11 protein-coding genes and 2 pseudogenes are annotated in these 14,728 nt (G+C 45.7%); 6 read left to right on the top strand and 7 right to left on the bottom strand.

The window, feature by feature from the left end; all coding sequences use genetic code 11:
* Positions 1–146: 146 nt before the first annotated feature.
* The 3 genes from OCY70_RS33650 to OCY70_RS33640 are packed head-to-tail and all read left to right on the top strand — an operon-like array spanning position 147 to position 3,572.
* The gene (locus OCY70_RS33650) at positions 147–1,460 is read left to right on the top strand and encodes a spore germination protein (RefSeq protein ID WP_213427990.1); all 1,314 of its coding nucleotides are present in this window, start codon (positions 147–149) and stop codon (positions 1,458–1,460) included.
* Complete coding sequence (locus OCY70_RS33645; protein WP_213427989.1) at positions 1,457–2,536, top strand: GerAB/ArcD/ProY family transporter; 1,080 nt, start codon at positions 1,457–1,459, stop codon at positions 2,534–2,536. Before OCY70_RS33650 ends, OCY70_RS33645 begins: the two co-directional genes overlap by 4 nt.
* Positions 2,520–3,572: a Ger(x)C family spore germination protein gene (locus OCY70_RS33640; RefSeq protein WP_213427988.1), complete on the top strand. Its 1,053-nt coding sequence runs from the start codon at positions 2,520–2,522 to the stop codon at positions 3,570–3,572. The genes OCY70_RS33645 and OCY70_RS33640 overlap by 17 nt, the downstream gene beginning before the upstream one ends.
* Positions 3,573–3,949: 377 nt before the next feature.
* On the opposite strand, the pseudogene OCY70_RS33635 reads toward OCY70_RS33640, so the two are convergent.
* Together OCY70_RS33635 and OCY70_RS33630 are read right to left on the bottom strand one after the other, a co-directional pair.
* A pseudogene (locus tag OCY70_RS33635) lies at positions 3,950–5,082 on the bottom strand (IS3 family transposase).
* Between the two features lie 21 nt (positions 5,083–5,103).
* A pseudogene (locus OCY70_RS33630) lies at positions 5,104–6,145 on the bottom strand (IS3 family transposase).
* A gap of 329 nt (positions 6,146–6,474) precedes the next feature.
* On the opposite strand from OCY70_RS33630, the gene OCY70_RS33625 reads away from it, so the two are divergent.
* The 3 genes from OCY70_RS33625 (at position 6,475) to OCY70_RS33615 (ending at position 12,442) form a co-directional block, all read left to right on the top strand.
* Complete coding sequence (locus OCY70_RS33625; RefSeq protein WP_213427987.1) at positions 6,475–7,653, top strand: IS110 family transposase; 1,179 nt, start codon at positions 6,475–6,477, stop codon at positions 7,651–7,653.
* Positions 7,654–8,321: 668 nt separating this feature from the next.
* Positions 8,322–11,201 carry a collagen-like protein gene (locus OCY70_RS33620; RefSeq protein ID WP_261948928.1) on the top strand — a complete coding sequence of 960 codons (2,880 nt, stop codon included), beginning with the start codon at positions 8,322–8,324 and terminating at the stop codon, positions 11,199–11,201.
* 131 nt (positions 11,202–11,332) lie between these two features.
* Positions 11,333–12,442, top strand: a complete 1,110-nt coding sequence (locus OCY70_RS33615; protein ID WP_213427986.1) for a tetratricopeptide repeat-containing glycosyltransferase family 2 protein — start codon at positions 11,333–11,335, stop codon at positions 12,440–12,442.
* A 109-nt stretch (positions 12,443–12,551) separates the two neighbouring features.
* Here OCY70_RS33615 and OCY70_RS33610 read toward each other — a convergent pair whose 3' ends face one another.
* Genes OCY70_RS33610 through OCY70_RS33590 form a run of 5 tightly spaced genes read right to left on the bottom strand, consistent with a single transcriptional unit; the run spans position 12,552 to position 14,727 of the window.
* Complete coding sequence (locus OCY70_RS33610; protein ID WP_444980921.1) at positions 12,552–13,439, bottom strand: ATP-binding protein; 888 nt, start codon at positions 13,437–13,439, stop codon at positions 12,552–12,554.
* A 1-nt stretch (position 13,440) separates the two neighbouring features.
* The gene (locus tag OCY70_RS33605; protein WP_213427985.1) at positions 13,441–13,695 is read right to left on the bottom strand and encodes a hypothetical protein; all 255 of its coding nucleotides are present in this window, start codon (positions 13,693–13,695) and stop codon (positions 13,441–13,443) included.
* Positions 13,696–13,737: 42 nt separating this feature from the next.
* Positions 13,738–13,989: a hypothetical protein gene (locus OCY70_RS33600; protein WP_213427984.1), complete on the bottom strand. Its 252-nt coding sequence runs from the start codon at positions 13,987–13,989 to the stop codon at positions 13,738–13,740.
* Between the two features lie 10 nt (positions 13,990–13,999).
* On the bottom strand, positions 14,000–14,458 hold the full coding sequence (locus OCY70_RS33595; protein ID WP_213427983.1) for a DDE-type integrase/transposase/recombinase: 459 nt from the start codon (positions 14,456–14,458) through the stop codon (positions 14,000–14,002).
* A complete protein-coding gene (locus OCY70_RS33590; protein ID WP_261948927.1) occupies positions 14,458–14,727 on the bottom strand; it encodes a hypothetical protein in 270 nt (89 codons plus the stop codon). Before OCY70_RS33590 ends, OCY70_RS33595 begins: the two co-directional genes overlap by 1 nt.
* Position 14,728 lies beyond the last annotated feature (1 nt).

The following is a 14,728-nucleotide window of genomic DNA, read 5'->3' as shown; positions in this document are numbered from 1 at the left end:
TATCTTTCTTTCACCCTAGGTGTGGCGGCGCAAAATTTTTGTCATAAATTATCATGATATTTGGCAAAAATTTTGCGCCGCCACAGAAGTATAAAAAATCACTTGTTGCTTATAATAAATAATAAACTATCTTAAGGAGTAAATAAATGATTAATTTAGAGAAATTAAAAACCATTTTTGTAGATCATGATGATTTTATTATCAAAGAATTAATTTTTGATAACATGAAAATTAATCTTCTTGGATTTAATACTCTTGTTGATTTCACTAAATCAAATTTATATGTTCGACAAATGACGGAATCGTCAACCTCAGTAGATGAACTATTAATAAACATTAGTAATCAGCTGGACGTTGATTTAGAACAAATTTTAAATGCTGTTTTAGAAGGTAAATTAGTGATCTTATTAGGGAATGGAAAACGTAATGCTATAGTGGATCCTTTCTCCCATAACCTAACTCGTAACGTTGATGAACCTAGAAGTGAAAATCCAATTCATTCTTCATCAGACGCCTTTGTAGAAGATATTAATATTAATATTGGACTTATCCGAAAAAAGTTAAGTAATAAACAGCTATGCCATTATTCTTATAAAATTGGAGAATTGGATAAGCGAAGACTATCATTGCTTTATATTAATGGGAAAGCTCCAAAAGCCCTCATCAAAAATGTTTCCCAGCAGTTAGAAAATATTAAATCAGACATTGAAACGGTTGATGACTTGAATAAGTATTTTAGTCAAAGAAAGTTGAATATTGTAAGTCATCTTTTCTCTACTGAAATTCCGAGTAATGCCATCCATTTTTTAAAAAAGAATAGAATTGTGTTCATACTGGATAATTATCCTTTTGCGATTGTTTATCCTAGTCTGTTTTTTGATATGTTTAATGTTATTAGCGATCAAAACTATACTAATATATTGGCATTTGTGCGTCAATTCCTAAGGATAATTGGAGCTTTATCCACGCTTATACTTCCCGCATTGTATGTTTCACTAATATCAGTTAACCCTGAAATATTAAAACTAGATCTTGCCTTGTATATCACAGCAAATAGAGAAGGTATTCCATTATCACCAATTTTAGAAACCATTTTAATGGTTGTATTAATTGATTTTATAATAGAAGCGGTTGTGAGACTTCCTAAAAGTGTAGGCCCTACAATTACAATGGTTGGAGGAATCATATTAGGTCAGGGTATGATTGAAGCTGGATTGATCAGTAGTTTATTAGTTATTGTAGTTACCACTATTGTGATTTCGAGTTCAGTGCTAGTTGGAGTGGAGAATTCAATTTACATGCGAATGCTAAGTTATCCGATTTTAGTTTTATCTTCTATTTTTGGAATCTTAGGTTTGTTTATTGGTTTAACTTTTATAATCGTATATTTATCAAGTTTAACAACAAATGGTATACCATATGTTGCGTTTTACATTGAAGAGAAAGGAGACATAAAATGAATCAAAGGTTACAGATTGGATGTGTTTTTATAATCACTCATTTAAGCCTTGGCTTTTTGCAGTATCCTTTTCTTGTATATTTACTAACGAATACAGGTCATTGGGAAGTGGTTCTTTCTCAAGGTTTGCTTCATCTGATTTTAATTTGTATCTATTTTAATGGATTGAAATACTTTCCTAATAATGATGTTACTGATATTTTTTTAAAAATAGGAAGATGGGTTGCTATCATTGTTCTTATTCCTTTTGTTTTCAATATGACTGCGCTCATTTCGTTAAATATGCGATCCCATACTGAGGCCATCAATACGATTTTTTTACCTCGGACGCCTTCTTGGTCAGTATTGGTGTTGCTCTTTGTCCTTTCAGTTTATACAGCTATAAAAGGAATAAGCACAATTTTACGTTCTTCTGTTATTATTTTCTCTCTGGTTATCCTTTTGGGCTTATTTATAATTATTACATCTATTGTAAATATTGATTTTCGAAATGCTTCTCCTGTTTCACATGTATCTACCAATTTCTTTTTAGACATTAATTTTTTTTATTTTATGGGTTTTTCGTCATTTCTATTTTTGGGATTCGTACCCTCAAGATCAAATAATACGTTCCGCTTTATTTTTGTAACATGGGCTTGTGTGATGCTCTTCTTTCTAATTTTTGTGTATATACCACTATTTATATTTGGACAAGAAACAGTCATTACGTTTCCCCAGCCAGTAATAGTGGCCATAGATACAATTGACACTAATTGGTTTATTTTCAACCGGCAAACTATGTTCTTTGGTATATCATTAGTTGGATTCACGATTATATATAATGCCGTGATGCTTTGGATGATCGGAAGTATCATGAAGAAACTTTTTAAATGGCATGAATCAAAATATTGGATAATTGCGTTCTCTCTTATCGCAATCATATTCTCGTTATCTGTTCCAAACCAGTCCATGAATGGGAAGTACCTGCTATGGAGTACAGGTGCACATGTTTTTTCTATGATTATCATTCCATTTTCTATATTTATTTATGGTGTCCTGCTGGGGAGGAGAGTGACGAAAAATGAAAAAAAGTTATAGATATAAAATTTTTATTGTATTTTCATTTTTCACTTTACTCTGCGGGTGTTGGGATATTAAAGAAATAAATCATCAGACACTTCCTTTGGTCATAGCTATTTCTATGGAGAATGATGAAGAATATAAACTAACAGTACAAATCCCCATAACGAATAACGAAAGTAACCTATCAAGAATTGTAACGGAAGAAGGCAATTCCGTTTCAAGTGTTCTTGGACAAATACAGACAAACTCTGAAAAAGCTGTAAACTACTCTCAAATACAATTAATTGTCATTCATAACAATTTGGCAAAAAACAAACAGGAATTGCGGAGACTTATTACGTTTTTAATGAATTCTAAAGTGATTTCGTCAAGAGCATTGTTAGCCATTACAGATGATAATATTGAGAAAGTATTAACAAGTATTAACGATAAATTAGGTGCTAGAGCTTCCTCTATATCTGACTATTTTAATAAAGGGGTTGACTGGGCACCAGAAATCTCAAGAGCCCGAATTTGGGAAGCTTATCAAAGTTTATTTTCGTATACTAAAGATATTGCTATTCCGATTATTCGTTCCGGAAAGGATACAGTATTGAACTATGAAGGCTCAGCTATTTTAAATAATGGAGAATTTGTTGAAAGAATCACCCCTAATGAAAGTCTATTGATCAATTTGTTTCAAAAACAAACATCGAAAGGAAAAGTAGAGAATGTTGGATCTGCAAGTATCGTGATAACAGACAGTTCAATCCAAACCAAAACGTCTATGAGGAATAATAAACCACTGGTGTTACGCGATTTATATATTAAAATTGACATTTTAGAAAGAAAAGAAGGAATGACGAATATCCAGATTAATAAAGAACTAGAAAGGCTCATCGAAAGACGTTTTTACAATACATTTGAAAAAGCACAAAGATACAATACAGATATATTCGGATTTGGACAATATTTCCGTTCGCATATTCCTTATCATGAATTGAAAAAATGGAGAGAAGTGTTTTATCCAAAATTACAAGTATATTTTCAGGTCCATGTAATTAAAGAGTAGAGAATATTTCATTTTGTAAAGTTTACTTTGCAGGTGGTGATGATACCATCCACGATATAACAAACAATATGACAAAAAAGCACCTCAATACTTTGAGATTCGCCCATAGCATGAGAAAAAAATAATCCCCCACAATTTGTATATTTTATAGAGAACAATAAGTGATTTTACAATCTTGGGACTCGGGAGATTATCGCATTACTATCGATTAGTTCCGGTTTATACCCATGTTTTTACGATGCTATTACAAGCAGGGGGTCCGCCAACACTTTAACGAAAATATACGCTAAGCCCTGATTTTGTGTAATGCTCCCCATTGTCAAGACACGATTTTTTGAGGAATAAGTTATGTCCTCCTTCTCGTGTGAACTACAATTTTAGGATGCAATCTGTTTAATAGAATGAGCATAGAATTGATCGGGCTTGGCTCCATTCAGGGATTGATGGGGGAGTTCGTGATTGTAAAACGAACTATCCCTTTAAGCAACGCGCGAGGGTCTTCAAATTCATTCAGGTAGATGCATTCGTATTTAAGTGAACGAAAATAACGCTCTGTTCGACTGTTGTCCCTTGCTTGGCCTTTGCCGTCCATCGACACCCTGATGCCTTCCTTCTCAAACAATTCAAGGTAATCCGCATTGGTGAAATGAGAGCCTTGATCGCTGTTCATAATCTCTGGCTTGCAGCGGCTGAAGGGGCGCTTGAGGCACTTTAGAACAAAAACCTTCTCAAGGGTACTGGATAATTCATAATCGATCACCTTTGCGGCTGTATCAATCGATAATATTGAACAGGTACATGAATCCCTTGCCCATCCGTAGATAGGTGATATCGATCCCCCAGACCTGATTAGGCCGATCAATGGTTAATCCTCTCAGCAGGTAGGGACGAGTGTACTTGGCATGTAGACGTTTGCTCAAGTTTGGCTACGGATAAATCGCTTCAAGACCCATAACTTGAATCAGACGGCGCACACGTTTTCGATTGACCATGAAGTCCTGATCCGGAAGGAATCTGGTCATACGCCGGTAGCCGAAATAGGGATGCTTCATGTAGATCTCATCGATTTGATGCATGATCTGCACTTTCTCTTCGCTTTCATAATGTTCCTTTACAGAGCGGTAAACGCTTGTTCTATTCACACTCAGCAGATCTGCTTGGCGCTTTACTGTGATTTCAGGATGCTCACGCTCAACCATGGCTTTGCGCGCTTCCAGGGGTTCATTTGAGGCCAGATTTTTTTTTGAGCCAGTCGACCTCTACCGTGAGTTGGCCTACCAGCTTCTCTAAATGCTCTTGCTTGCCCTCATACTCTTTTCTCAGTTTATTCATGGGTCTTCTTCTCGAATACCATGGAGGCACGCTCTAGAAACTCTGCTTTCCACCGGCTAATCATAACCGGACTTAACTCGTATTTCGCTGCGATTTCGTTGACGGTCTGCTCCTCCCGGAGGACCTCCAGCACAACCTTTGTCTTGAATTCTGAGGTATATCGATTTCGTTTTTCTATGGGTGGATTGGCAACAGTAAATCAGACAGCTTTTTTAAGGACTAATCTGCTGTAGTCAACAGGACTCATATAGCCTAAAGTTCCATGTATACGATGTCTGTTGTACCAATTTACGCAGTCGTATAGCTCCAACTCAAGATGTTGAAGACTTTGGAAGTTTATCTGATTAATAAATTCGGTCTTAAATGTAGCTTCAGCAACGGCGTTATCATACGGACAACCCTTCATGCTTAAAGAACGAGCAATCTGGATTGTATTAAGCGTCTCATCAACCAACTTGTTCTTGAATTCACTACCACGATCCGTATGGAAGAACTGAATTTGACGCAGATCTCCTTGTAGAGAGGCAAAGGCACGCGCGATCAGAGCCACGTCCTTTTTCGGGCCAGCGCTAGAGCCAATGATCTCTCGATTAAAGAGATCAACAAATACACAGATGTAGTGCACTTTGACATACGTGAGGTCGCTTACAACGACGCGCTTAGCTTCAGATTGCGGAACTGACTTTGGCTGCTGTGATTCGTTTCATGCAGCCTTGTGAGGTTTGTATTGAGCTACTGTGTACGTAGAAACAAGGCCCTGTTCCTTCATGATACGGTCAATTCGACGTCTAGATACGATGAGTCCACGTTCATGAAGCTTGACTTTTTATTCTTTCTTGTGCCATATGCTTTCCGGTATTTCTCGAAGATTTCACGATAGGTTTCGTAATATCGTCTTCATTTCGGCGTTCTTTCGCTTCATAAATAGTACGTACTTCTAGAGATTTGTAGGACGTCGCACATTGCTGATACCGAGTATTTGTCGCAATTTCGCTTGATGACACTTACTTTCGTCCCATGATCAGCGCAGCTTGCTTTAAAATGTCGACCTCCATTTTGAGTCGCTGATTTTCTTTTCGTAAAGCAATAAGTTCATTCTCTTCAGGAGAGCGATTGTTCCTCTCTGAGAAGGAGCCTGACTGTTCTGCTTGCTTGATCCAACGATCCAGTGCAGACACAGTCAGTTCATATTCGTTTATGATATCTGCTCTTGATTTTCCATTCTCGTATAACTGAACCATTTGTCTCTTGAAATCCTCTGTAAATATACGTCTTTTTTTGGCATAGTAGCTCCTTGTTCTGATGTGTTCATTCTACTAGCCCTTATTTCGTATTATTAGGTCAGCCAGAAACTTCTGGTTGGCCTATTACTGTAGGTGCTTTAAGATGGCGGTAGCCGGGAGAACGTGCCCTTATTTGGGGAAACATACCCCGTCAGAAAAACGGTTCTCCTACTGCCCCCAATGACCATGTTTGAGCTGGTAGGGGCAATCGACCCCGTATCACAAGCGAAGCTATGGGTTTGGAACCATCGTAGGAGTGCCGGCAAATCTAAACTCAGGAGGTTGTTATGGAACCCGTAGTGGGAATCGATGTTGCAAAGAGATTCAGCGTCGTACAAGCTTTTTTCAAACGGAATGAACCTTACGGGAAAGCGCTAGGTATCTCCCATGAAAAGGACGGGTTTGAGCAACCAGGAAAAATTCTAATGAACCTGTATACAGAGACTTCCATTTCTCCAGTTGTCGTTCTGGAAGCAACTGGTTACTATCATCTTGGACTTATCGCCTATCTGGAACGTAACGGATGGACATATTTTATCGTTAATCCGTTACAGTCGAAGCGAGCGAAGAATGCTCAATTGCGAAAGGTAAAGACAGATGCCGCAGATGCCTGGCATTTAGCCGAGATGTATTACCGAGGAGATGTTACCGCACACCGGATTTGGAATGAAGGATATAAGGAGCTTCAGCATATGACGAGGCAGCATGAGTTTGTAACCGGGATGTTTGTGCAAGCGAAATTAAACATGAGAGCCCTGCTGGATCAAGTGTTTCCTGAATACGAGAAGGTTTTTGGCGACCTATTCTCGGAGACGTCGCTACATGTGCTAGCCCGTTGTCTGGAGGATCAAGTTGAAGATCTTCAAGAGATCATCCAGAAAAACGCAGGAAAGTCCCATTCTCAGAAGTGGGCAGTAGGTAAAGTGGAGTATCTTAACGGAGTTATGTCTCGTTGGAGAGAACAGCCAAGAAGCCGTGCTCAAACTTCGGTTCTACGCAGTATGGTGGACTTGGTTCTAGCGTTTACCAAACAATTGAACGAACTGGAGAAGCAGATGGCTCAGCTGTCAACGGGACTTCCGGAGGTTGAACTCGTGAAGAGTATACCAGGAATCGGAGAAAAGCTTGCAGCCGTAATCGTCGCAGAAATCGGAGATGTCCGGCAATTTAAAGAAGCCAAACAACTTGTGGCTTTTGCAGGATTAGATCCTGGAATATTCAGTTCGGGTAAATTCACGGCGACGAGTACCCGAATTACAAAACGAGGCTCCAAAAGACTTCGACGAGCGTTATATTTAGCCGTACAGTGTGGGATTCGAGGAAAGACAAATCTCAGACTCCGAACGTACTACGATAAAAAAAGAAAAGAGGGCAAGCCCTACAAGGTGGTCGTGATTGCTTGCGCCAACAAGCTCCTCCATCACGTATACGCCATCCTCAGTAAGCAGCAGCCCTTCCAAACCTAAGACCAAAATTATCCATATCCTTCACACCAATGAAGGTTATTTGTCAGGCTAAAAAACAGTATACCAATAAGAACAAAAATCACCAAGACAAAATCATTGACAAGTATTAGCTGGTTTTTCTGTCCAACTAAGTGTAGCCGATTCAATACGTCCATTGTTGGGTGAAAACCCGAACCAAAATCAATCTCGACGCTTTCTTAGGACACCGATCGACTAGTCGATTTGAAGCATTTTGATTAGTCGGTGAGGTTATGGCCACGTTACTGCCTTTCCTGTATTCTCGATGCTTGGGTGGGAACACTTGTTATGTCAGGGTAGGTTGAGAAAAGTAAGAGGACTGCCGCTGACGTGGTGGACCGAAAAAAATATCAACTTATCTCCTCATACAAGTTCCGACTCGCAAACATGTGTCGAGTGGAGAACTTGGCCAAAAGACATTCGGCTAACCAGTAACTACGAAAAGGTGGATTCTCAACAAGTAAAAAATGTACATGTTTCATGAACTACTTACCTGAATAAGATATTGGAAACGATGAAAAGATTATGATATTTTTTCTTGATGTAATCTCCTCTTAAAAAGGAGTTTGTTTATGAACGTCAAATTTTTTCCTCTAAACTCACTCCCTTTTTCTTTAATGCCCCCGAAGAGCTGTCGAATCATTTTTCCCTTGTTACCTAGAGGAGCAACGGGAGCAACAGGTGCAACGGGAGCCACCGGGGCAACGGGAGCCACGGGAGTAACGGGAGCAACCGGGGCTACAGGTCTAACTGGAGCCACTGGAGTCACCGGAGCTACAGGAGCAACGGGAGCAACGGGAGCAACGGGAGCTACCGGAGCCACAGGAGTCACCGGAGTAACGGGAGCCACCGGGGCTACAGGAGCAACGGGAGATACTGGAGCCACTGGAGTCACCGGAGCCACCGGAGCAACGGGAGCCACCGGAGTAACGGGAGCAACCGGGGCAACAGGTCTAACGGGAGCCACTGGAGCCACCGGAGTAACGGGAGCAACCGGGGCAACAGGTCTAACGGGAGCCACTGGAGTCACCGGAGCAACGGGAGCAACGGGAGCAACGGGAGATACTGGAGCCACTGGAGTCACCGGAGCTACAGGAGCAACGGGAGCCACCGGAGCCACCGGAGCCACTGGAGCAACGGGAGCCACCGGAGCCACAGGTCTAACTGGAGCTACAGGAGCAACGGGAGCCACTGGAGCCACCGGGGCAACAGGTCTAACTGGAGCCACTGGAGCCACTGGAGTCACCGGAGCCACCGGAGCAACGGGAGCCACTGGAGCCACCGGAGCCACCGGAGTAACGGGAGCCACCGGGGCTACAGGAGCAACGGGAGTAACGGGAGCCACCGGAGCCACCGGAGCCACTGGAGCAACGGGAGCCACCGGGGCAACAGGTCTAACTGGAGCCACTGGAGTCACCGGAGCCACTGGAGCCACTGGAGTCACCGGAGCCACTGGAGCAACCGGGGCAACAGGTCTAACTGGAGCCACTGGAGTCACCGGAGCCACCGGAGCCACCGGGGCAACAGGTCTAACTGGAGCCACTGGAGTCACCGGAGCCACTGGAGCAACGGGAGCCACTGGAGCAACGGGAGCCACCGGAGCAACGGGAGCCACCGGAGTAACGGGAGCCACCGGGGCAACAGGTCTAACTGGAGCCACTGGAGTCACCGGAGCCACTGGAGCAACGGGAGATACTGGAGCCACTGGAGCAACGGGAGATACTGGAGCAACGGGAGCCACTGGAGCCACCGGGGCAACAGGTCTAACTGGAGCAACGGGAGCCACTGGAGTCACCGGAGCAACCGGAGCAACGGGAGCCACCGGAGTAACGGGAGCCACCGGGGCAACAGGTCTAACTGGAGCAACGGGAGCCACTGGAGTCACTGGAGCCACCGGAGTAACGGGAGCCACCGGGGCAACAGGTCTAACGGGAGCCACTGGAGTCACCGGAGCAACGGGAGATACTGGAGCAACGGGAGCCACTGGAGCAACGGGAGCCACCGGAGCAACGGGAGCCACCGGGGCAACAGGTCTAACTGGAGCAACGGGAGCCACCGGAGCCACCGGAGTAACGGGAGCCACCGGGGCAACAGGTCTAACTGGAGCAACGGGAGCCACCGGAGCCACCGGAGTAACGGGAGCTACAGGAGCAACGGGAGCTACAGGAGCAACGGGAGCCACCGGAGCAACGGGAGCCACCGGAGCAACGGGAGCCACCGGAGTAACGGGAGCCACCGGGGCAACAGGTCTAACTGGAGCCACTGGAGTCACCGGAGCCACTGGAGCAACGGGAGATACTGGAGCCACTGGAGCAACGGGAGATACTGGAGCCACCGGAGCCACAGGTCTAACTGGAGCTACAGGTCTAACTGGAGCTACAGGAGCAACGGGAGCCACTGGAGCCACTGGAGCCACTGGAGCCACTGGAGCCACTGGAGCCACTGGAGCCACTGGAGCCACCGGAGCCACCGGAGCTACCGGAGCCACTGGAGCAACGGGAGCCACTGGAGCTACAGGAGCAACCGGAGCAACGGGAGCCACCGGAGTAACGGGAGCCACCGGGGCAACAGGTCTAACTGGAGTAACGGGAGCCACCGGAGCCACTGGAGTCACCGGAGCAACGGGAGATACTGGAGCCACTGGAGCCACCGGAGCCACCGGAGCTACCGGAGCCACTGGAGCCACTGGAGCCACTGGAGTCACCGGAGCAACGGGAGATACTGGAGCAACGGGAGTCACCGGAGCCACCGGAGCCACTGGAGCCACCGGAGCCACCGGAGTAACGGGAGCCACCGGAGTAACGGGAGCCACCGGGGCAACAGGTCTAACGGGAGCAACGGGAGCCACCGGAGTAACGGGAGCCACCGGGGCAACAGGTCTAACTGGAGTAACGGGAGCCACCGGGGCAACAGGTCTAACTGGAGCCACTGGAGCAACGGGAGCCACTGGAGCAACGGGAGCCACTGGAGCAACGGGAGCCACTGGAGCAACGGGAGCCACTGGAGCCACTGGGGCAACAGGTCTAACTGGAGTAACGGGAGCCACCGGAGCCACTGGAGCAACGGGAGCCACGGGAGCCACCGGAGTAACGGGAGCCACCGGGGCAACAGGAGTCACCGGAGCCACGGGTGCAACGAGCCCTTTCCAACAATTTCAAGCATCCGTGAATACGCCAAATACAACGGGGAGTTCAGCCATTCCGTTAAGCACAGTCGCAACTACATTAAAAACAATCACAATAACGGGAGTTCCTTTAGGAAGCCGCATTTGGTTAACCGGAATCGTTGGATGGGAGTCTACGACAGGTACTACAGTACTTCAACTACAAGTCCTCCGTGGGGCAACTATAATTTTTAGCCTAAATCATCATGCAGTCGGAAACAACACATTTGCAGCAACCAGTGTTGTCCACGTTGATCTAACCCCTGGAACTGGAAATATTACCTATTCGTTAGTTGCAATAACTACTGTCGGTACAGCAGATGCTATCGGAGCAATCACTTTTACAGGGGCTTTAATACAACCATAGGCAAAAAGCGGCTAGTCTTTTGCGGATTGGCCGCATTTTTTGTACCTAGGGGGTAACGTTTAAAAATAAAGGAGAAATAAAGACTCACATAGGTATTTTCCCCAGAATATACCTGTAATGAGGTGAGTAGTTTGATTTCCATTAGTCTTTGTATGATTGTAAAGAACGAAGAGGATAGTATCGATCTATGCTTGAGCTCCGTTCAGGATCTCGTTGACGAAATCATTATTGTAGACACAGGGTCGACCGACGACACCAAGGAAATTGTACGTAAGTATACGGATCAAATTTTCGATTTCGAATGGATTGACGACTTCGCAGCGGCACGTAATTATGCTTTCAGTTGCGGTACAAAAGACTATATCTTTTGGTTGGACGCGGATGACATATTAAAAGATGAAGACCGTAAGAAATTCTCCACTCTAAAAGGGGGACTCGATCAATCGGTTGATTCTGTCACGATGGATTATTATTTGGCTTTCGATGAATTTGGAAACGTGACTTCAAGCGTTAGACGTAACCGTCTTGTAAAGAGGAAAAATAAATTCCGATGGATTGGTGCCGTTCACGAATACCTCGAAGTTTGGGGTAACATTTTGAATAGTGATGTTGCCATCACACATAGCAGCCTCCACCATGATAGCGACAGAAATCTTAGAATTTACGAAAAACGGTTGCTCCGCGGCGAAGATTTTTCGCCTAGGGATTTATATTACTTTGCAAATGAACTCGTTGATCACCGGATGTACGAACAAGCAATATGTTATTACGAAAAGTTTCTGGCCACGGGAAAGGGGTGGATAGAAGATAATATTTCTTCCTGCGGGAAGTTAGCAGACTGCTATCACGAGCTCGGTAATCGGGAACAGGAGCTGGCATCTTCTTTGCGCTCCTTTCAATATGGTAGTCCCCGCGCCGAATTTTGTTGCCGCTTGGGATTTCATTTCTTGCAGCAGGAGGACATTCGAACAGCGATATTTTGGTATAGGCTGGCTACCCAACTCGAACAGTCGAGAGACAACTGGGGGTTTCTCAATCCTGTATGCTCGACCTGGCTGCCCCATCTCCAGCTTTGCGTATGTTACGACCGAATTGGTGAATACGGATTAGCCCACTATCATAATGAGATTGCCCGTAGCTACCGGCCGACCGACCCAAGCGTCTTACAAAATAAAAGGTATTTGGAATCCGTCTTAATCAATTACGATAAGGTAAAAGTCGGAGGGGATCGTCATGAATGACATGACGCGTGTGTTAATCGGAAGTCCCGACCATCAAAAACCGGCCATTCTACGCTAATTTTTAATCTCTTTGCATCGTTTAAGGCAGGAACATATGGAATTCGGATATTTATTTATTGATGATAACCGGGACGAACGGGCAAGTGAAATGCTTCGAGACTTCGCCAAGGCGGTGGACCATGTTACGGTGCTGATATCTGTGTGTTTTTTGCAAGTGAAAAATGCTCAATTTTGCAGCTAAAAGTGCCAAGGCACTTGCCAGCCTCCAAAGCTTACAAAGGGATTCGTTCCATTGCTTGTTTGAAACGGAAACTCTCGCCTGTAAACGAGAGAATATGTGCATGGTGCACCAAGCGGTCGACCAGCGCAGACGTGAGCTTGGTGTCCCAAAGATGGAGGTCCACTGGCCAAATTCCAAGTTAGACGTCACAATAACACTTTGCCTTTCATAACAATCCGCAATTACATTAAACAATAGTTCCGCCCCTGTCTGGCTAAAGGGCACATATCCGACTTCATCCAGGATGAGAAGGTCTACCTTTCTTAGTTTCTCCCGGAACCGGCTTACCGTGCCTGCCGCAAACTTCTCCTGCAAGATCGCCACCAGGTCGGAAGCCCGGTAGAATTGGACGGATTTGCCTCGTCTGCAGGCTTCTACCCCTAAAGCCGTCACCATATGAGTCTTCCCGGTTCCTACAGCGCCCATCAGCCGCAAATTCTCTTTGCGCTCTAGCCATTCTAACTCTCGAAGCATGTCCAGACTGCTTTCGCTCGGAAACGAAATATGGTCGTAGACATAGCCTTCAAACGTTTTAATATGGGGGAAACCCGCCTGCTGCACGAGCTTTCCTAGTTTGGCGCGGCGCCGGCCATCGAGTTCTGCCGTCAGAAGTTGTTCCACCAGTCTGCTCACTTGCTCGTCCTGCTGAAGCGCGACGTACTCCACCACATGGGCCAACCGAGGTTGCCGGCACAAATCCGCGAGTTCTGTTCTCATGCTAGCTCACCCCCATCAGTTGGTCATAGCGCTCAAGCGAGCCACTTTTTTGCGTTCCCGAAGGAGACAGCGTTTCTTGCCAGGCGGCCGGGGTGTCTCGGCCCCCTTGTTTCACGCCCAGCGCCGCTGTGAGGCAAGCTACCGTTGCTTCATAGCCCTCCTGCTCGAGGACTTCTTGTATTTGTTCCATACGATACACACCGCACCAGTGGGTCAGTGCTTGCAAGCGCTCCTTGCGCAGCTCCAGTTCCTTCACCCGGACATACTGCTGTATGGTATCCGGCAGCATGCGAATAAACTAGGAATGCGTGACGCTACGCGGTTTCCGCAAATGATTCGTAAACACCTGCGGCCACGGAATTTCTGCCGTTTGGCCCGTATATGGACGAGGCACTTCCTGTACGTATTGGTGCTGGCTGTTTAGGATGACCAAGCGATCCCAAAACGTCTGGATGAGCACTTCGCTGCCTGGCTGAACCAAGCCCAGCAACGGGATCGTCGTCTCGTCTGCCCGGATCTCTCCGTACTTGTTGACGACTGCGGCGCTCATGCGAAAGGCTTCAAATCCGCTTTCCGGCAGGGTTAGCAGATGCTTGCGATCCGTTTCCCATAGATCGGCGAGCCGCGTCTTTTTGGTGTCGCTCTCGATCTTGTCGGGCCTGCTCTTCGAAATAAGAAACGAGCTGTTCATGGCTTTCATAAACCGGAATGGGTACGGCCCAATTGCGCTTGGCATATCCGCATTTACTCTCCACATGCCCTTTTTCATGCCCACTGTATGGATTGCAAAACACAGCTTCAAACCGGTAGTGAGTACAGAAGCGCTGAAATCCTTCGGTGAGCTGCCTTTCCCCCTGCTTTTCAATATGGACAACCGCCGCCGACAGATTGTCGAACCAGATCCGCTGGGGGACGCCTCCCATGTGCTCAAAACACTGCTTCATCGCTTCTAAAAAGCATTCCTGATTCTCAGCCGGTGTCGGGTAGACAAATGCAGCATTACTGTACGGAAAGGACATCACCAGCAGCTTGTAGGTAAGTAGCTGCTGCGTCGACTGACCTGCATGGTCGTAAAATCTACCTGCGCTTCTCCCGGTGGGTGCTCCAACTGTTCGTAGGTTTTGGCGCGTTCGAGTTCTATTTCGTTTTTTCGCTTCTGGACATATGCCAAAACGGTTCGTTGTCCGCCTGTAAACTGGTGTTCATCTCTCAGCCGCTGGTAGATCCGTATGCCTGTATGCCGCTGCTTCCGGGGAAGCAGGCGATCTTCCTCCAGCCATGTGTCCACG

This window comes from Paenibacillus melissococcoides (genome assembly GCA_944800085.1).
GTDB classification, from domain to species: Bacteria; Bacillota; Bacilli; order Paenibacillales; family Paenibacillaceae; genus Paenibacillus_B; species Paenibacillus_B melissococcoides.
The sequence above is the reverse complement of the archived record's forward strand: the minus strand, read 5'-3'. Positions and strand labels throughout refer to the sequence as shown.

Bases quoted from the DNA above. Each gene is read 5' to 3' on its own strand.
- OCY70_RS33640 (WP_213427988.1), top strand. From the start codon at position 2,520: ATGAAAAAAAGTTATAGATATAAAATTTTTATTGTATTTTCATTTTTC.
- OCY70_RS33625 (WP_213427987.1), top strand. From the start codon at position 6,475: ATGGAACCCGTAGTGGGAATCGATGTTGCAAAGAGATTCAGCGTCGTA.
- OCY70_RS33610 (WP_444980921.1), bottom strand. From the start codon at position 13,439: ATGAGAACAGAACTCGCGGATTTGTGCCGGCAACCTCGGTTGGCCCAT.
- OCY70_RS33650 (WP_213427990.1), top strand. From the start codon at position 147: ATGATTAATTTAGAGAAATTAAAAACCATTTTTGTAGATCATGATGAT.
- OCY70_RS33600 (WP_213427984.1), bottom strand. From the start codon at position 13,989: ATGAGCGCCGCAGTCGTCAACAAGTACGGAGAGATCCGGGCAGACGAG.
- OCY70_RS33595 (WP_213427983.1), bottom strand. From the start codon at position 14,458: ATGTCCTTTCCGTACAGTAATGCTGCATTTGTCTACCCGACACCGGCT.
- OCY70_RS33645 (WP_213427989.1), top strand. From the start codon at position 1,457: ATGAATCAAAGGTTACAGATTGGATGTGTTTTTATAATCACTCATTTA.